Source organism: Frateuria sp. GZRe14 (assembly GCF_051900395.1).
In the GTDB taxonomy this organism is placed as follows: Bacteria; Pseudomonadota; Gammaproteobacteria; order Xanthomonadales; family Rhodanobacteraceae; genus Frateuria_A; species Frateuria_A edaphi.
This window is the reverse complement of record NZ_JBHZGJ010000001.1, coordinates 2261637-2279694: the sequence shown is the minus strand read 5'-3', so window position 1 is coordinate 2279694 and position 18058 is coordinate 2261637. Positions and strand designations below refer to the sequence as shown.

Below are 18058 nucleotides of genomic sequence, written 5' to 3'. Positions count from 1 at the left end.
ACGCTCGGTCTGGATCTACCTTGCGGCGGCCTCGTTGCTGGACAATCTGGAGGAATACGACATGGAAGGTGCGCCGTTCACCCATGAGGAATGGTTTCGACTGCAGCGCAGAGTGAGATGGCTTGGCATTGGATTCTTGCTCGCGATGGCGGTAGCCATCGGGGCAGTGTGGCTTGCGCTTCCCCGGACAGATCCCCTCCGCACCCGCGGACTTGTCATCGTCGATGATGACGGGCGAACACGGATCCTCATGGGCGCGTCCGCCACGTCACCTGCAGATGTACCGAATGCGGCCGGCGCCATCACCTATTTCGACCCACAGGGCCACCGGCGCCTCGCGATCGGCCAGACACCCGCGCTCGTGAAGAACGGAAAGGTAGTCCCCCGCATCAGCAGCGAGGCCAGCTACTCCCTGACGATCTACGATGCCGTCGGCAACGAGCGCGGTGGGGCAGGCTACGTTGCAGGCGCGCGACGAGCGGTGATTGCGCTGGATCGCGCTCCACCCGCTGCGGACGCCGTCGGCTTGCTCGTCGACGACTCAAGCGGATTTGCCGGTTTTGTCGCCAATTACGAACACGACTCGGGAAGCTTCGCGGTGCAGTTGGGGACCCAGGGCGACCGTGCTGCGCTCGACCTCTTCGACACCAAGGGCCGACAAAAAGCCCATTAAGCAGAAAAGGGGTCAGGTTCATTTTCTGAGTTGGTAAATGAACCTGACTCCTTTCTCTGTTTGCCGGAGACAGTTTTGAAAAATAACGGGGTCAGAACCCCTTATTTTGTTTTTGATGGATATGGCGAGTCGCACGAAGTAGGCGTATGGTGCCGCACATGGCGCTGATCAGGGATGAGGATGGTCATGCACAAGGAAGGAGCGTCGGCGCGGCTGCGCCGACGCAGGGCGGGGATCGTCGAAGCGTTCAAAAGCGAAATCCAAACCACGGGAAATTCCACATGCCGCGTTTCTACTTTCTCCGCCGCGCCCTAGTCGTGAGTGTCGGCCTGGCCGCTGCCTGCATGTCGCAGCCCACACTCGCCGATACGCCCACCGCAGTCACCTTCGCGGCAAACAGTGTCTGGGCACAGGAAGTCGGCAACCTCACCCATTCCGACGACTCGCTTGATTACACGGTTGCGGTCGCGGCGGGCAAGACGTTGCAGCTCAACCTCCTGAGCCGTAATCCCAACGTGTTTTTCAAAGTGAAAGATCAGAGCCAGGACAAGGTGGTGCTGGATACCGGCAAGACAGGTGAGTCCACCTGGTCAACACCGAACCCGACGGCCACCACGTATGCGATCCGGGTCTATATCGATTCTGCCGCGATCAAATCCGGCGAAAGCGCGAAATTCGCGCTGCAGATCGGGCAATACGGAGCCGAAGACATGCAATCGCCGGCGACCGCCGTGACGTTCGAAGCTGGCAAGCCATGGGCGCAGCGGGATGGGGTGCTGGATTCCGGGGCTCCTGTCTACAACTTCACCGTTGCCATCGCGGCCGGCATGACAGTCAAGGTCAATCTCGTCTCGGGCAATCCCGAATTGCACTTCAGAGTGACCGACCAGACCCATGACAAAAAGCTGGTCGACACGAGCGTGACCGGGGTGAACACCTGGTCCGAATCGGTTGCGGCGGCGACGAATTACGCGATTCAGGTGTACGTCGATCCAGCGGCGATGCCGTCCGGACAAAAAGCACGGTTTACCCTGCAGGTCGGGCAGTATGCTTCGGGGGACACGCAACCCGCGAAGCCAGCCTCCGTGCCCGCAGCTGCAGAACTGAAGTAGCACTTATGGGGACGGAGGCAATTATGGCCCCGCACGCTCAGCGCCTTGGGTCTTTCAATCGCGAGTCGAGATCAGAGTGCACGTTCGTGACAGGCGCTTTGTGCAAAGTCGACTCCGACCCTGTTTCGAGCCTGCGCCGTCCGGCTGTGACGCCCCTGTAACGGCACGCGCGCAACCTTATGGAGCGCCGCGGTGTTCCCGCCGTGGGGAGGAGAGCACCATGCTCCAGGGTAAGACGTCGAACGCCATCGTCGCGGTCAGCGACCTCGAACGCGCTCGCGCGTTCTACACCGACATCCTCGGCCTGGAACTGGCCGAGGAGGCCATGGAGGACGTGCTGAGGTACCGCACGGGCGACAGCTACCTCGTGGTCTACCGATCCGAAAACGTGCGGCCAGGCTCGGGCAATGCCGTTGCCTGGAATGGCGGCGAAGATGTGGAGACCATCGCCGAGGCGTTGCGCGCGAAGGGCGTGACGCTCGAGGAATATCCTGCGTTGGGGATGCGAATCGACCGCGGCGTCCACATATCCGACGGCTTCGCTGCCATCTGGTTCAAGGATCCGGATGGCAACGTGCTTCACATAAACAGCGTCTGACCTTGCAGCGATAACCGGACGCACACTGCATGTTCGCCGCGCCGCCGCTACCGCCACCAGCCATTCCGGCCCCGGTCATTCGGGAGGAGGTCCGCTACTACGCCATCGAAGGTCGGAACGAGCCGGCGCTGGTCGCACAGATGAATACGAAAGGCTACGCAAGCGGGGGTAACCGCTATTGGGCATACACCGCGCCGCAGCTGACCTGGAATTTCGATGTGAAAGACGTGGGCGGTCGCTGCATGCTTGTCCACCCCAAGGTGTCGCTGATCATCACCACGACCCTGCCGTCGTGGACGCCGCCACCTGGCACGTCCGACACCGTGGTGGCCAAGTGGCATGACCTCGAGCGAGCGATGCGCCATCACGAGGGTGAGCACGCAGAGATAGCCCGCACCGCGGCCGAGGCGTTGGTGGCGTTGATGCGTGAACACCCTACCGACGTCTCCTGCGACCACCTCAACGCCTTCTTGCAGGCGAAGGGGAGGGGGATCATGCAGCGTGCGGACGCTGCTGGTATTCGGCTCGATGCGCAGACCAGGCATGGGGCGTCAGAGGGGGTGGCCCTGCGCTGGTGAGATCAACAGGAACTAATGGGGTCAGATCCCTTTTTATTAAGAGCGGGCATGACTGAGGCTGGGGTCAGAGTGCACTTTTAAAGTTGATTCTGACCAGATCTTTGATCAGCTTCAGATCACAGCCCCGAGGAAGTGGTCGGGTTCCCGTTGTCGGCTGCTTCGTAAACATTCAACCCACTCAACAAACCGAGCGAGAGCGCACTTATGAAAGGCATGGATCAGAAGAAGAGCGACAAGAAGAAACCGCTGAAGACACCGAAGGAGAAGAAGGCTGAGAAGGCTGCAAAAAAGGCCGAGAAGCGATAGGGAGCCGGTTAAGCAAGAAACGGGGTCGGAGTGCACTTTCTCTAGCTGGTTCGTGGAAGTCGACTCTGACCCCGTTGGCGAGGGAGTTAGTTGTTGTCTACGGACAGGGGGAACGTATGCGTCTTTCGAAGGCCGTGTTGGGGCTGCTTTGCTTGCTTCTCGTCGCGAGCTGTGACGGGTCGCGCATGATCGCCGCGTTCAGTTCGCCGGCTGACGAGAAGGTTGCGGCGCACTACATCGAACTGCTCCGTAATCATGACTACGGCGCCATCGAGAGGGACCTCGACCCCTCCATAAAGGCGCCGGGGGTTCATGATGCGCTGGTGGCGATGGCGTCTCTGGTGCCCGCCAAGCCGCCCTTGTCGGTGAAGGTCGTCGGCGTAAGGACGTCCGATGGCGCCGGTGTGCACAGCAGCAACTACACCTACGAATACGAATACCCGGACAAGTGGTTGTTGATCAACGCCGCGGTGAAGAGGGAAGGTGCTGCGCAGACGATCATCGGCTTGAACGTAAAGCCGATCGACAGCTCGCTGGAGGCCATCAACCGCTTCTCGCTCGCGGGCAGGAGCGCCTTGCAGTACGTCGTATTCGTGGCTGCGGTGCTGGTCCCGCTCTTCTGTCTGTATGCCCTTGTGATCTGTATCCGCACGCCCATGCGGGGACGCAAGTGGCCCTGGATTCTTTTCATCCTCTTCGGCGTGTGTTCGCTGTCCATCAACTGGACGTCCGGTGCATGGGAATTCCGCCCCCTGTCCTTCCTGCTTCTCGGGGCAAGCGCTGTCCGTTCCCCTTACGGCCCCTGGGTACTGTCCGCCGCCTTCCCGCTGGGAGCCGCATGGTTCCTCCTCAGACGAAAGGGTCACGTGCGGGTCGTCGCAGCCCCGGCTTCCGTGGATGCAGACGAAGGTGTCCGGACCGGGGTGGACTAGCGCCGGAGAACAGAGATCGTGCACTTTTCTCTGGGGGGCAAGCAGAAACGGGGTCGGGTCCACTTACCACGCGCGGTAAGCGTCCTCTCGCTGGCGAAGTGACACGCGGATTTCCTTGTGGTCTGCGCCCTAAGTGCCGATGATGTTCCCCTTGCATGGTTCCATCGGCCACACCGTCATGCGTGCGCCGCTCCCGTGGCGACGCGCGCATCGGTGGAGAATCCCGGGTCGTCCATGGGTCGCCTGTCACTCATCGTTCCGCCACGACCGACAAGGGAGAAGGCATGTACCCGTCGCCTGCCGAGCAAGCTGCCAACACGGAGGTCTTCATTACCTCCGAGTTGTATGCCCGGGTTCCCCGCAAGGTCGACTACCGGCGCGAGAAGGCCGCGCTCCAGGACCTGGCGGCGCGCATGGCCGGTTGTCCCGACGAGCTGCTTCCCCGGCTGGTCGATCTCGCGCTGGAAGCGACGGGAGCGGTCACCGGTGGATTGAGCCTCTACGACGAGGCATCGACGCCCGGCGCATTCCGCTGGCGTTTTCTCCGCGGCTTGCTGGAGCCGTTTGACGGCGGACTTGCGCCCCGCGACTACAGCCCTTGCGGCATCACGCTCGACCAGCGCGCCCCGGTGCTCGCGCAGAACCCGGAAAAGGTCTACGACTGGCTGGTTGAAGCGGGGCTGTCGCTGCCGGAGGTGCTGCTCGTGCCGCTCTACGTCGGAAACGAGTCGCCGCTGGGCACGCTGTGGGTGGTCGCCGATAGCAACGGGTACTTCGATGGGGAGCATGCCCGCGTCCTGACCGAGTTCGCCTCGTTCGTGGACATCGCGTTGCGCATGGTGCGCAGCGAACAACACCTGCGCCAGACCCTCGACGAGCAGGAAATGCTCACCCGGGAGATGAACCACCGGATCCAGAACCTCTTCGCGATGACCCACAGCCTGGTCCGCATGAGTGCGCGCCATGCAGGCAGCGCAAGCGAACTGGCCGACACGCTGCTCGGGCGGCTGGGGGCGCTGCAGCGCGCCCACGGGCGGGTGCGCAGCGGCTTTGCCTCGTCGCAGGCGGCCCCGAGCGGATCGGATCTGGAGGACCTGATCCGCGACATCATGGAGCCGCACGAAGCAAAGTCTGGACCCGCGCGTTGCGCCCTCTCCGGCACGCCGCTCGTTTGCGGCCCGCGCAGCGCGACGGCTCTCGCGCTCATCTTCCACGAGTTGGCGACCAACGCCGCCAAGTACGGCGCGCTCTCCACCGAGGTCGGCCGTGTCGCCATCGACTGGCGCGAAGAGGGCGAACGCCTGTTCCTGCGTTGGACCGAGAACGGAGGACCGCGGATCGAGGGCAACCCTGAGCGGTCGGGATTCGGCGCAACTCTGGTGTTGAACTCGGTGACCCGGCAACTGGGCGGCTCGCTTCGGCACGACTGGCGACCGTCGGGTTTGGTCCTTCAAATGGAACTGCCGATCGCAGCGCTCGCCCAGTGAGCGTCCTATTTCCGAATCTGTAAGAGAGGGGGCAGGTTCTTTTTTCCGAATGCACTTACATGGCGCATGGAAGTGAACTTGCCCCCGTTCCGCTCCTCCGAGTAGCCCCGTGGCGCTCAGGGCTGGAACCAGGATCCCGGTCCACCCTCGCCATCCGGCAGGCGTACCTGGGCGCCGGTGTCGAGGTCGAGGATGTGGAGCTCGTGCCGCGGGTGGACGATCGGATCCCCGGTGTAGACGAGCTTCTCGGCCAGTAGTCGCCTACCGTTCCTGGACCACTGCACGGGCAGCCAGCTTATCGTCGTGTTGTTGTAGTTCCTCGTGATCTGGCGAAGGTTGTCGCCGAGGCGACCTGCCACGTATACGTTGGCGAAATCGATGTATCCGGGAATGGTGGTATGCCCGCCCAACGCGACGCGCGCGCCGTCCGGCGAATACACGAACGAGTAGCCGTCGATGGGATACGCGCTGAAGGCCCCGGTGGCGAGGTCGACTCTGTAGACGCTGGGTTGGATCTCGGGGTCACGGAACAGCAGCGCCTCGCGCCCGGTCGGGGAAAAGTACAGCTCGTCGGGCTGGGGTTCGGCTGCCTGGGGCTGGACACGCGAGGCGCTGGTGCTGATGCGAATGGGCGGCCAGTGGGCAAGCAGTGAAGCCTGGCCCGTGCGCGAATCCACGCGCCAGGCGGAACTGAGGAGCACCGGCTCCAGGCTGCCCTCGTAGTGGCCAGTCCGGATGAGGATGTTCGTGCCGTCGACCATCCATTGCGGAGGCTGGAGCAGGCTGTCTTCCGGCGGACAGAACAACTCGTGCTGGCCTTCGCCATCGCCGCGCACCAGGGCCAGGCAGGGGCCCTCCGCATAGGCGATGCCGCCCGGGCCCCATGCCGGCATGCTGTGGGTGCCCGTGCCTTGGGTGATCTGACGCACGCTGCCGCCCTCGCGGTCCATCGCATAGAGCTGCGAGCGGCCCGGCCGGTCCTCACGGAAGAGTTCGTAGACGATGCTGTTGCCGCTGGGCGACCAGCCGCCGAGCCTGTACTGGACGCCGGATGTTTGCGGCGTCAGTCGCACCGTGCGCAGACCCTGCGGATCGGTGCGGTAGATGCCGATGCTGTCGATCTGGTTGTACGTGCGCCATTGCGTGCGGGAAAAAGCGATGGCGGCGGTGGAGGGCGAAGAAGCCTGTGGCAGGGGGCTCTGCCCCAGAAGCGGAGTGCTCAGCAGCGCGAGGCCGAGAAGCCCCCAGAGGCTCGGATGGTGATGTCTGTTCATGTGTTTCTCCTGAAGCGATCTGCTCATGGCGATCTGTTTCCGCGATGCCGTGGCAGTGCACGTCGGCACCGCGGGCGCGGCCGGCTCAGGGCTGAAACCAGGCTCCCTCGATGGCCTCTCCGTCCGGGAGGCGGGTCTGTCTGCCCGTGGCAACCTCAACGATTCGCAACTCCTGCTTCACCGGAGGGAGCGAGCGTTGCGCGTTGAGCGTGCGCCGGATCGCCAGCACGTATTGGGCATCCCTGGACCACTGCACGGGGACCCAGTGGATGTCCGGATTGCTGTAGTTCCTGCTGAGCTGATGCGTGTCGGAACCTTCGCGCCGGTCGGATACGTACAGGTTGGAGAAGCCCGTTCCATCGGGCAGGACCAGATACCCGCCGAAGGCGACGCGATTGCCGCCCGGCGCGTACTTGAACCCGTAACCCTCGGAGTTGTACGACCAGAAGTAGCCATTGCTGAACGTGACGCGGAGGGCCGGCCACCCACCACCCCAGAGCATCCCCTCCTCACGCGTCGGAGAGAAACTGAACTTGGGTTGTTGTGTGTGCTGCTCGTCCTCGAGACGGAACAGACGCGTCGCCTGACCCGTACTCGCGTTTACGCGCCACAGCGTCTGGTAGATGGGACCCTGGGGCCCGCCCCGATGGCCGGCCTGGATGAGCAGGCTCGTGCCGTCGGTCGTCCATTGCGGCCGGCGCAACAGGTGGTCGTCGGGCGGACAGAAGAGGACATGCTGGTTCTCACCATCGCCACGCACCAACGCCAGGCACCGCCCTTCGGCATAGGCAATGCCGCCGGGGCCCCACACCGGCATGCTGTGGCTGCCCTGGCCATGGGTAACCTGCCGGACGCCGCCACCCTGGCGGTCCATCACGTAGAGCTGCGACTGGCCTGCGGGACGGTCGTTGCGCACGAGCTCGTACACGATGCCGGTGCCTTGCGGCGACCAGCCGCCGAGCTTGAACTGGTAGCCCGATATGCGGGGCGTGAGCCGAATCGTACGCAGACCCTGGGGATCGGTGCGAAAGATGCTGATGCTGTCGATCCGGTTGTCCTGGGTGTACTGCGTGCGGGAAAAAAGGACAGCGGCAGTCGAGCTCTGGGCGTCGGCGGGTGGCGCGCCCAAGGCAGTGAGCAGGAGGGCACAGATCGAGCCGACACGCTTGTGGGTTTTCATGGCTGAACCTCCCAGCGGTAATCCCCCTGATTCGGTTCGAGCGGTCTGGTCCGGCCCCGCGCATGCGGGCTCTTCTGCTGGGCTCGATCGCCACGTAGTTTTTTGCGGCGCGGAATACTGCTTCAGCCTTCGTGAGCGCTCTGCATTTGTTCAGGATCAGCACGCTGAGCGGTTCGCGCCCGACAGACGCGTGGCCCGGTTCGCGCTCCGCCCGGCTTCAAAAGACCATGCCTTTCTCACGCGACCAGCGAATGCAACGGCGCGGACAGGTCCGTCCGAAGCATCTGCGAGGCGAGCAGGCACGTCAGTCCACTGTTGCAAGAGCAGCGGATCGATAGGCGAGCGGAAATAAAAAAGGGGCAGCCCTCAGGCGGCCCCTGGGAGCGCCTAGTCGGTGACGCTTAACGGGTGTGAGTGTCGTGCTTGGTGTTCGAGTAGAAGTTGCTGCAGAAGAAAAGGGATCAGGTCGTTTTCCCGAGTTGATAAATGAACCTGACCCTCGGCCAAGGTGGTGGTTCAGCTCTACAAAGGAGCAAGTTCGAGAGGCTATCTCGATTGCCGATTATTTCGGCATGAGGTGGTACAAGCCGCCCGGTGCGGCATCTTCCAGCATCCAGAGCGAGCCGTCCGGCGCTTCTTCGATATCGCGGACGCGTTTGCCGATGTTCCAGCGCTGGACGGCGGTGGCTCCGCCCTTGCCGTCGAACGTGACGCGAACGATGGTCTCGGCGGCAAGTCCGCTGATCAAGGCGCTGCCTTTCCAGTGCGGGAAAACGTTGCCCTTGTAGAACATCAGGTTGCCCGGTGCGATCACCGGCACCCAGTAGATCACCGGCTTGGCGAGGTCGGGGCGCGTGTCAGGATTGGGGATGGGCACGCCGTTGTAGTTCACGCCATAGGAGACCAGCGGCCAGCCGTAGTTCTTGCCACGCTGGATCAGGTTGAGTTCGTCCCCGCCGCGCGGGCCATGCTCGACTTCCCACAACCGGCCGTCGGGTGCGAAGGCGAGGCCATACGGTGTGCGGACACCGGTGGCCCAGGTTTCGGCCGGCGTCAGGTTGGGCCCGGGGAAGGTATAGGTGCTGACCACCGGCGCGGTCTTGGCTTTCTCCGTGTCCTCGGCAGGGTCAATCAACGGAATGGTGCGCGCACCGACCTTGCCTGCCCACGGGTTGCCGGGCGCGGGCTTGCCGTCCAGCGTCAGACGCAGGATCTTGCCTGCCGGCTGGTCGGGATCCTGCGCGGGCGTGAAGCGCTGGCGGTCGCCCACCGTGAGGAAGAGATATTTGCCATCCGGCGAGAAGGCGATCTGGGCGCCGGCCTGGCCGCCCTTGCCGGTCGGCATCTGTCGCCACAGCACCTTGAAGCCGTCGAGGCGAGGCTGCTTGCCATCGAGCACGAGCTGCCCGCGGCCCAGCGTCAGGCCGCCGCCATACTCGCCCGGGGCGACATAGGTGAGGTAGACATTGTGGTCGGTGGCGTAATGGGGCGAGAGGAAGACGCCCAGCATGCCGTTCTGGCCTTCCACATAGGAGGGCGGGACGCCTGCGATCTCGGTCTTGGCGCCTTGCGGGGTAACCAGGGCGACGCGGCCGACCTTCTCGGTCACCAGCATGCGGCCATCGGGCAGGAACGCGATGCGCCAGGGTAGATCGAAGCTCGCCACCTTCGTCATGGTAAAGGGCAGGCCGGGATCGGTTTCCTGTTCCCCCGCGTTGGTCTGCGCATGGACGGCGCACGTCAGCAGGGCCGCAAGAATGCCCCCGGTTGCCAGCTTCATCATCTGCACGCTTCCTTCTTTGAACGACCTGAAACATCTTAGTGTCAGGCTGCCGCGGTGGTGTGACGGGCCCGACCGGAAGAAAAACGGCCCCGCGCCCCTTTCGTGTTCGTCCCTCGCTCTGCTTCACTACCGTACGTTCTCGTTCCGGCTTGGAGCCTATCGATGATGGTCCGCGCATGGGCGCTCGTCGCTTTGTTGCTGGTGGCGTGCCTGCCTCTTTGGGCGCAGACGGCCACCGACGCCACCTTGCCTTCGGTGGTTCAATCGCCCGTCGAATACCCTCCCGCTGCGGTTTCGGCCGGCGAGGAAGGCACCGTCATGGTTGCCCTGGAGGTGGACGCGAGCGGGCGGGCGCGCGATGTGCGAGTGCACGCATCCAGTGGCCATCCGCTGCTGGACGAGGCGGCGCTCCGAAGCGTTGCCCACTGGTCGTTCCGGCCTGCCACAAGGAAGGGCGAGCCGGTGGCGCAGCCGATCCGGGTGCCTGTCGCCTTTCGGCTTGATAGGCAGGAGGGCGCCATGACGGCACCGTCGGTCGCCAGCCTGGGCGGCGCACTCCTGTGTCTGCTCGGAACTGCGGTCTGGCTGATCGGGTTCGTTTGGTCGGTGGTTCTGGCCAAGCGCCGTTCGATCCTCTGGCTTTCCGGCATGGTTGCGGTCTGGATCGTGACCTACCCGATTTTCGTTGCCGTGCATTGGTCCGTCGCCAAGCGCACCCTGGCTGTAGTGCTGGGCGGTCTCTTTTTGTGCTTTCTGGGGCTCTACATCGCCCCTTCGGCTTGATCAAAAAAAGTCCGGCCGCGGACAACGGGACGAAGGTGTAGTCGGAGCGGAGTCGAACATCGCTCCGACTTGATCGAAATGGGGCAGGTTCGTTTGAACCGCCCCTCCTTCCCTGGCCCGCTATACGCCGTCGGAGAAGGGCTGCAGCACGCATGCGTGCATGCCTTGACGTGCCGCTTCCCGGGCCAAGGGAACCTGACGCTTTCGTTCCCGCCACTCCCTGGCGGTCTACACGCCGGCTGCACGAGGCGGGGCGTAATGCGGACTGCCCCCGTGCTCGGGCTGAAAGGCCCCGCTGAAGCCCCCGCCATCGAATCGATCAAGGAGAAGGCAATGTCTCCCGCGTCCAAGCCGACGATCGTGTTCTGCCATGGCATCTGGGCGGACGGCTCGTGTTTCAGCAAGGTGATCCCGCCGCTGCAGGCCGACGGTCATGAGGTGATCGCGGTCCAGTACGGACTGGACAGCTACGAGGAAGACCTCGCGACGGTCAAGCGCACCCTCAACCGCGTTGGCAGTCCCGTCATTCTGGTCGGCCATTCCTATGGCGGTGCCACCATCACGGGCGCTGGCGTCGACGAGCGCGTCGTCGGCCTTGTCTACATTGCAGCCGTCGCGCCTGATGCCGGCGAGACCGTGCAAGACCAGCTCGACAAATATCCTTCGGACATCTTCAGCCGTGTCGAAGTCGCGGACGGGCGCGCTTGGATGCTTCCGAACGGCACGGAATTCTTTGCCGGTGATTTGTCCGAGGAAGACCAGAAGCTTGTCTGGGCCACGCACTATGCGCCGGTCGCGGACCTGTTCCAGCAGCAGAAGCTCGGCAAGAACGACGTCGCTTGGAAAACCAAGCCGAGCTGGTTCGTGCTGGCGACCGAGGACCACACCGTACATCCGGATCTCCAGCGCTGGGTCTCCAGCCGCATGGGAGCGACCGTCACCGAGGTCGCAAGCAGCCATGTACCGATGCTTTCGCAACCCGATGTCGTGATCGACGTGATTCGCAAGGCCGCGGCTTCGGTTACGCAGGGATAGGCAGTACTGGCCCGCCAGCGCCAGCTTTTCGTTGCGATAGCCGCATCGTTGCCTGCAATAGAAGCCGTGCGCCGAGGCGCATTCCCCGGTAATGCCCCATCCACGTCAAGGGATGGCGACCGTAATGGCACGCCCTGCAGGGATCGGTAGTGCGCGAGCGCCGAAGCGGGCGGCAAGACCACCCCCGCAGGCCGGATCGATAAGCGAGAGACAAAAAAAGGGGCAGCCATGAGGCTGCCCCGGGGAGTACACAGCGGGTGATGCTTAACGGGTGTAGGTGTCGTACTTCGTGTTCGAGTAGAGGTTGCTGTACACGGAAATGTTGTAGCAGCCCTTGCTGAACTGGATGTCGCGGCTCAGCGAACCGCCTTCCTTGGTGGCGGACATGTAGCGGGTGCTGTTGTACTTGAGCGTGTTGCCGGTGATCAGCCAGTCGTGCGACTTGCCACTCGGGCGCACGCCCGCCAGGCCGTTCTGGGTCGCGAAGTTGCCGGTGAACGTCACGTAGCCGGCGCCGATGCCCATCGCGCCGAAACCGTAGTTGCCCTTCAGCGTGTTGCCGACGATCGCGATGTCGGAAATGTTGGTGTGCAGCTCGATGCCGTTGCCGTGGTTGTCGGCAAAGGTGTTGTTCTCGAGGCGGACGGCGTTGGTCTGGCCTTCGGTCATCGGCTCGATGTCGATGCCGGCTTCCGGCAGCGTGCCGTTGGTGCCCTGGAAGGTGCTGTTGACGATGTAGACGTGCTGCGACGGACCGATCGACAGGCCCTGGCGGCGGTTGTTGCTCGACACGACACCGTCGACGGTCACGTAATTGGAGCGCATGTGGACCTTGTTGACGTCCTTGGCGCCGATCCAGACGCCGTCGCCCCAGAAGTTGGAGAGGTTGACCTTCTGCACGAGCACGTTGGTCGCGGCCGTGATGTTGATGCCGTAGCCCCACTCGCCGGTGTCGCCGATGTGCTTGGCGCGGTCACCGATCAGGTTGCCGCCCGAGATGCTCACGTCGGTTACGTTGTAGATCTGGAACACCATGTAGCGGCTGGCGCTGGTCGGGATCACTTCCACGGTGGCCAGCGGATCCATCACGACGCTGGTGTGCGAGCGCAGCTTGATGGGCTTGGTGGCGTTGACCATGTAATGGCCGGCCGGGATGGTGACCGTGCCGCCGGTGGTCGGCAGCGCGTTGATCGCGGCCTGAATGGCGGCGGTGTCGTCATGCACGCCGTTGCCCAGGGCGCCGGTGGTACGCACGTCGATGGTCGCGGTCTGGCCGATGACCGGCTTGGGCATGGCAGTCCACCAGTCGGCGGCGAACGAGGGCGCGGCGACGGCGGAAAGGGCCAGCGCGGCGAACGCCAGCATCAACGGCTTCTTCACGAGGCGCTTCGTGGTGACGGAGGTGCGAGCGGCCGCCGCAAGCGTTTGGTTCTTAAGGGAAACGTTCATTTTTTTGGCAGGTCTCGGGTCTTTGTCGGGAAAAGACTTCGTCACGCGAAGCTCACGGCAAAAATGCGCGATCGTCACATGCCTGAGCAAGCTCGACAGAAGGCCGCTGTGACGAATCCTTGACGCCGTTGGCAGAAAGTGCCGAATGGCCCTGCAGGCGCCCCCTAGCGGTTGGGAACCACATCACACACGGGCCGGAGAGCACCCAGGCAGGGCGTGTCAGCCAGCGCCGCGCCATTTACCGTAGAGCCCGTTCCGAGGCGGAAACCACGCTGCCGGCTGTTTCAGGGAGGCGGGTAATCGAAGTCGTAGCCGGCATGGGAAGCCGACGGCGACGTTCGTTTTCTGCTGCCCGCGAAGACGTCGCGCACTGCCGGAACCTTGAAATCCACCCACCCCGACACCCAACGGAGTACGCGCATGAACCTGATCCCGTCCCGCAAGCTGCTTCTGACGTGCGCACTGACGCTCGCAGCGTCGTTTCCCCTGGGGGCCGCCGCGCAGAGCTCCGCCGCGTCGAGCGTCCCGGTATCCGGCACCGCCACTGCAGGAACACAGCCCACGCCGATCGCGCGACCGGCGGACGTGGCATCCATCGACGCGATACTGAAAGCGGCCTACGACACGATTTCGGGGCCCAAGGGCCACCAGCGCGACTGGGATCGCCTGCGTTCGTTGTTCGCGCCAGGGGCGCGGATGATTCCCACGCGCACCGGCGAGGACGGCGTCACCACGACGCGGGTGCTGAGCGTCGATGAGTACATCCGCCTGGGCGACCCGAAGCTCAAGGAGATCGGCTTCTTCGAAGACGAGGTACACCGCACGGTGCAGCGATTCGGCAACATCGCCCAGGTGTTCAGCACCTACGAAACGCGCCATGCGGCGGCCGACAAGCCTTTCCAGCGCGGCATCAACAGCATCCAGCTCCTGTTCGATGGCCATCGCTGGTGGATCGTGACCATCTACTGGCAGGGCGAGCGCCCGGATTTGCCGATCCCGAAGCAGTTCGGCGGCTGAGCCTTTTCGCCATTTGGCCATGGCGCGCGCCGCGCGCCAGTTGCCGGATAGGCAGAACCGCCGATGAGTGAAGACCGCCGCGGCGGTGTGGCCGCCCGCCCGAAGGCGGGCGACCATGCCGGGCTACCAGCTGAAGCCCGCGCCCGCGGAGACGCTGCGCTCGCTGCCGGAGAAAGCGCCGCCAAGGGACACGCTGGCATTCGGCGCAACCAGATGCTGGTAGCCCACTGCGAGTGCGGGCCTGCCGCCCTGGGAGCCGATGCCGACGCCAACGCGGTTGCGCCCGGGCAGGCCGGCGGTGTTCATCGCCGCGGCGGCCATGGCGCCGTTCATCGCACCCACGCGGTCGATGCGCGCATCGGTCTGCGCGAAGCGCCGCTGGATCTGCTGCTCGAATTGCGCGAGGCCATCGGTCCACGCGGCGAAGCGGGTGTCGGTATAGGCCTTGGAGGCGCTCAGCGTGGCCGCGTCGCCAGCCTGCACCTGGCCCACATTCGCCGCATCGGTGGTCGCGGTACCGGCAGCCACGTGGGTGACGCGACGCTCGCTGCCGGACGCGCCGACGGACACCGTGTTCGCTTGGTCCGCAACCGAGCCATTGCCCAGCGCGACGCTGTTGTCGGCGGTGGCCTGCGCGTTGTTGCCGTAGGCCGCCGAATAGTCGCCGGACGCCAGTGCGTCGTCGCCCACCGCCGTGGTGTTGGTGCCCAGCGCCTGCGCGCCTGCACCGACCGCCACCGAGGACGCCGCGATCGCGCCGTCGCCGATCGCGACGCTGCCTTCGCTCTGCGCCTGTGCGTTGCGGCCTACCGCCACGCCGCCCTCGGCCGATGCCTGCGCGCCGTCGCCGCAGGCGATCGCCTGGGTCCCGCATCCGCCGCTGCCACCGAGGCTGGCCAGCCATTCCTCTTCGGTACCGGTGTAGCCCGCGGCCACCGCCACTTGGTAGGCGCTGGCACCGGCCGGCCCCTGCGGGCCCGCGGTTCCAGTCGCGCCGGTCGCCCCCGTAGCACCTGTATCGCCAGCGGAGCCTTGTGGGCCCGTGGCGCCGGTGGCACCCGTGGCACCGGTGGCACCCGTCGGGCCCGCCGGTCCCTGCGGCCCGACCAGCGAGGCCAGCCATTCGGTTTCGGTACCGACGAAGCCATTGTTGACGGCGACCTGGTAGGCGCTGTCGCCGGCGATGCCGACGCCCGACGTGGTCATCCATGAGTCCACCGCCGCGAACGCCGCCCCGACGCTGTTGTAGTTCGTCCCCTGGATGGCGTATGCCGGCGGGGTGTATGTCCCGCCCGCGTAGCTGGCGCCGCCGCCCAGTGCGGACATCATCGGCAGCAACTGCGACAGGTTCACCGCATCGGTATCCGCGGTGCCCGCGGCAAGGTGGATGATCTGGTGCTCCGCGCCGGCCTGGCCAACGGAGACCGCATAGTCGCGGTCGGCCACCGCACCGAACCCGATCGCGGTGCTGCCGATGTTGAACGCACGGCTGTCGACGCCGATCACCGTGCTGCTCTCGCCCGCGGCCAGGTTGCCGCCGCCGACGACGACCGAATACTTGCCGGTCGCGCCGCTGGCCTCGCTGCTGGCTTCGTTCGTGCCGTCGCCGTCCAGGTCGAGGTCCAGTGTCACCGCGCCGTCGCCGTCGCGGTCGTACCAGCTGCCGACCACCACCGCGCCGTCACCGCCGGCCAGGCCCAGTTCTCCCAGTGCGACGCTGCGCGCGCCGGTGGCGATATTCAGGCGGCCGATCGACACGCTGCGGCTGCCGCTGGCGACGTTGATGCTGCCCACGGCAGTAGCGCCGGCATTGGACGCCTCGTTGAAGCCGCCGATCGCGAACGACTCGGTGCCGCTGGCGACGTTGCCCGTGCCCATCGCCGCGGAGTTGGTCGTCGACGCGGTATTGCTGTTGCCGAAGACGCTGCTGTAGTCGCCAGAAGCGGTGTTGAGCAAGCCGACTGCGGTCGCCTGCCCTCCGCTTGCGACATTCGCGTAGCCCACCGCGAGGGACCCCAGGCCCGAGGCGCGCGACGCGACGCCGAGCGCAGTGGCGAAGCTGGCGGAGGCGGTCGTGACCTCGGAGCTGCTCTCGTTCGTGCCGTCTCCATCGAGGTCCAGATCGATGGTGACCCCGCCGTTGCCGTCCGCGTCGACCCAGTTGCCGATCGCCTGGCTGTTCTGGCCCGAAGCGACCGCGCGCACGCCGACGGCGACGCTGCCGACCGCCGAGGCGGTGTTGCGCCAACCGAACGTCTGGGCGCCCTCCGCGCTCGACGTGTTGTTGAAGCCGAAGGCGCTGCTTTGCAGGCCGCCGGCGGTGTTTGCATAACCGAACGCGCTGGCGCTGCTGGCGCCACTGGCGGTGTTCGCGTAACCGAACGCGCTGGCTTGCGCGCCGCTGGCCGTGTTGCCGCCGCCGAAAGCCGTGCCGTTCAGGCCGCTGGCGGTGTTGCCCAGGCCGAACGCGCCGCTCGACGACCCGGTGGCGGTGTTGTTGAAGCCGAATGCCGTGTCGCTGCCGTTGGTCGCGGTGTTATTGCGGCCGAAGGCGACGCTGTTCCCGCCGGCGGCGTTGTTGTTTTCCCCGAACGCGTTGGCGTGCTGGCCGCCGGCGGTATTGTTGAAGCCGAACGCACTGCTGTAGTCGGCGCTGGCGAGGCTGTTGTTGCCGTGCGCGCTGCTGAACATGCCCAGAGCGTTGTTGTTGAACCCGAACGCGCTGCTGTACTGGCCGGCGGACGTGTTCCCGTAGCCGAACGCGCTGCCGTAGCTGTTCCTCGCCACGTTGCCGTAACCGAATGCGCTGCTGTAGGCGGCGCTGGCGTTGTTGAACATTCCGTAGGCGGAAGCCTGCGGATTGCAGGTCGCGTTCTGTCCCAGGACGCCGCCGGAGGCGGTTTCGTTTTCCTCCACGCCCTGGTTGGTGGACGGCGCGGGTGAGATCACGTTACCGCTGGCGTCCACGCAGGAGGGATCGGCAGCCCAGGCGGGCGCCGATATCGCGGCGAGCAGGGCCAGCGCCAGCGGCGACAGCATCCGGTTGCGATCGCGGTTTCGGTTCGAGTGTTTCATGTGCTTCCCCTGTGGTTGGTATTGCTTGAAGAACGCCGCGGCGGCTCAGCCGCGGGGTTGTGATCGGGTGGCGGCGAATGCGTCGAGCGCCCAGACCGCCGCGCGTTGCGCGCCGGCGGCCAGAGCGGCGCTGGCGTAGGCGTCGAGCAGGCGGTCGCGGGCGGCTTGCACGGCGGCGGCCTCGGGCTGCCGGCGACGCGTGAGGTAGTGCGAAGCGGGTCGTGCAAATGGCAGGGCGAGCCAGGCCGCCAGCGCCGTGTCCGTCACCCCCGGGAACACGCGCGAGTGCAGGGCGATGGCGCCGAGGGCTTCTCCTGCGCGCTGCGATCCGCTGGCGACGGCGAGGAAGCGGCGCCATTTATCCAGCAGCAGCGGCGGCGGCGAGGGCGCTTCACCGATCGCGCGCAGGTCCACGGCAGCCAGCCAGGCCATCCCGCGCAACTCGACCGCCCATGCCTGCGCGGTGGCGAGGAGGCCAGGTTCGCTGGCGTGCCAGCCGGCCAGCGCATCCATCGCTTCCGCGCAAAGGCTGTCGAGATCGGCCTCCAGGGCCAGCCAGTCCCGATAGGCCTGGCGCCCGAACCCGGCTCTGGCGGCGGTCTGCTCCATGCGCTCGGACTGGTCCCGTTGCGCCCGCCGGAGCAGTTCCGGCAAACGCGGCGGTGCGTTGTTGCCTTGTCCGTCGATCTCCTGGAACACCAGCGCCCCCTCACGTCGCGCAGTTCGCCGCAGGGCACGGGCCCGCCACGTGGGCCGAAGTGGGCCATTCCTGTCCG

General features: G+C 65.3%; 15 protein-coding genes. 9 read left to right on the top strand and 6 right to left on the bottom strand.

Annotation, left to right across the window (positions count from 1 at the left end):
- Positions 1-34 precede the first annotated feature (34 nt).
- The 6 genes from ACFWZ1_RS10455 (at position 35) to ACFWZ1_RS10430 (ending at position 5686) form a co-directional block, all read left to right on the top strand.
- Positions 35-673, top strand: coding sequence for a hypothetical protein (locus tag ACFWZ1_RS10455; RefSeq protein WP_439666374.1), 639 nt, complete (start codon positions 35-37; stop codon positions 671-673).
- A gap of 158 nt (positions 674-831) precedes the next feature.
- Positions 832-1785 carry a hypothetical protein gene (locus tag ACFWZ1_RS10450; protein WP_439666373.1) on the top strand — a complete coding sequence of 318 codons (954 nt, stop codon included), beginning with the start codon at positions 832-834 and terminating at the stop codon, positions 1783-1785.
- A 220-nt stretch (positions 1786-2005) separates the two neighbouring features.
- The gene (locus ACFWZ1_RS10445) at positions 2006-2383 is read left to right on the top strand and encodes a VOC family protein (protein WP_439666372.1); all 378 of its coding nucleotides are present in this window, start codon (positions 2006-2008) and stop codon (positions 2381-2383) included.
- 29 nt (positions 2384-2412) lie between these two features.
- Entirely contained in the window at positions 2413-2961 is a 549-nt protein-coding gene (locus tag ACFWZ1_RS10440; RefSeq protein WP_439666371.1) for a DUF922 domain-containing protein, read from the top strand.
- 422 nt (positions 2962-3383) lie between these two features.
- Positions 3384-4199, top strand: coding sequence for a hypothetical protein (locus ACFWZ1_RS10435; protein ID WP_439666370.1), 816 nt, complete (start codon positions 3384-3386; stop codon positions 4197-4199).
- A 284-nt stretch (positions 4200-4483) separates the two neighbouring features.
- On the top strand, positions 4484-5686 hold the full coding sequence (locus ACFWZ1_RS10430) for a sensor histidine kinase (RefSeq protein ID WP_439666369.1): 1203 nt from the start codon (positions 4484-4486) through the stop codon (positions 5684-5686).
- Between the two features lie 116 nt (positions 5687-5802).
- Here ACFWZ1_RS10430 and ACFWZ1_RS10425 read toward each other — a convergent pair whose 3' ends face one another.
- The 3 genes from ACFWZ1_RS10425 to ACFWZ1_RS10415 all read right to left on the bottom strand — a co-directional run bounded on the left by ACFWZ1_RS10425 (position 5803) and on the right by ACFWZ1_RS10415 (position 9923).
- Positions 5803-6960, bottom strand: a complete 1158-nt coding sequence (locus ACFWZ1_RS10425; protein ID WP_439666368.1) for a TolB family protein — start codon at positions 6958-6960, stop codon at positions 5803-5805.
- Positions 6961-7045: 85 nt separating this feature from the next.
- Complete coding sequence (locus ACFWZ1_RS10420; RefSeq protein WP_439666367.1) at positions 7046-8140, bottom strand: TolB family protein; 1095 nt, start codon at positions 8138-8140, stop codon at positions 7046-7048.
- A gap of 562 nt (positions 8141-8702) precedes the next feature.
- On the bottom strand, positions 8703-9923 hold the full coding sequence (locus tag ACFWZ1_RS10415) for a PQQ-dependent sugar dehydrogenase (protein WP_439666894.1): 1221 nt from the start codon (positions 9921-9923) through the stop codon (positions 8703-8705).
- A gap of 162 nt (positions 9924-10085) precedes the next feature.
- On the opposite strand from ACFWZ1_RS10415, the gene ACFWZ1_RS10410 reads away from it, so the two are divergent.
- Positions 10086-10706: an energy transducer TonB gene (locus ACFWZ1_RS10410; protein WP_439666366.1), complete on the top strand. Its 621-nt coding sequence runs from the start codon at positions 10086-10088 to the stop codon at positions 10704-10706.
- Between the two features lie 273 nt (positions 10707-10979).
- The gene (locus ACFWZ1_RS10405; RefSeq protein WP_439666365.1) at positions 10980-11741 is read left to right on the top strand and encodes an alpha/beta fold hydrolase; all 762 of its coding nucleotides are present in this window, start codon (positions 10980-10982) and stop codon (positions 11739-11741) included.
- Positions 11742-12005: 264 nt separating this feature from the next.
- Here ACFWZ1_RS10405 and ACFWZ1_RS10400 read toward each other — a convergent pair whose 3' ends face one another.
- Positions 12006-13121 (bottom strand): right-handed parallel beta-helix repeat-containing protein, encoded by a 1116-nt coding sequence (locus ACFWZ1_RS10400; RefSeq protein WP_439666364.1) that lies wholly within the window; start codon positions 13119-13121, stop codon positions 12006-12008.
- Positions 13122-13610: 489 nt separating this feature from the next.
- Here ACFWZ1_RS10400 and ACFWZ1_RS10395 point away from each other — a divergent pair, with 489 nt between their 5' ends.
- On the top strand, positions 13611-14207 hold the full coding sequence (locus ACFWZ1_RS10395; protein ID WP_439666363.1) for a nuclear transport factor 2 family protein: 597 nt from the start codon (positions 13611-13613) through the stop codon (positions 14205-14207).
- A gap of 123 nt (positions 14208-14330) precedes the next feature.
- Here ACFWZ1_RS10395 and ACFWZ1_RS10390 read toward each other — a convergent pair whose 3' ends face one another.
- Both ACFWZ1_RS10390 and ACFWZ1_RS10385 read right to left on the bottom strand, forming a co-directional pair.
- Positions 14331-17282, bottom strand: coding sequence for a hypothetical protein (locus ACFWZ1_RS10390; RefSeq protein WP_439666362.1), 2952 nt, complete (start codon positions 17280-17282; stop codon positions 14331-14333).
- 45 nt (positions 17283-17327) lie between these two features.
- On the bottom strand, positions 17328-17981 hold the full coding sequence (locus tag ACFWZ1_RS10385) for a hypothetical protein (protein ID WP_439666361.1): 654 nt from the start codon (positions 17979-17981) through the stop codon (positions 17328-17330).
- Positions 17982-18058 lie beyond the last annotated feature (77 nt).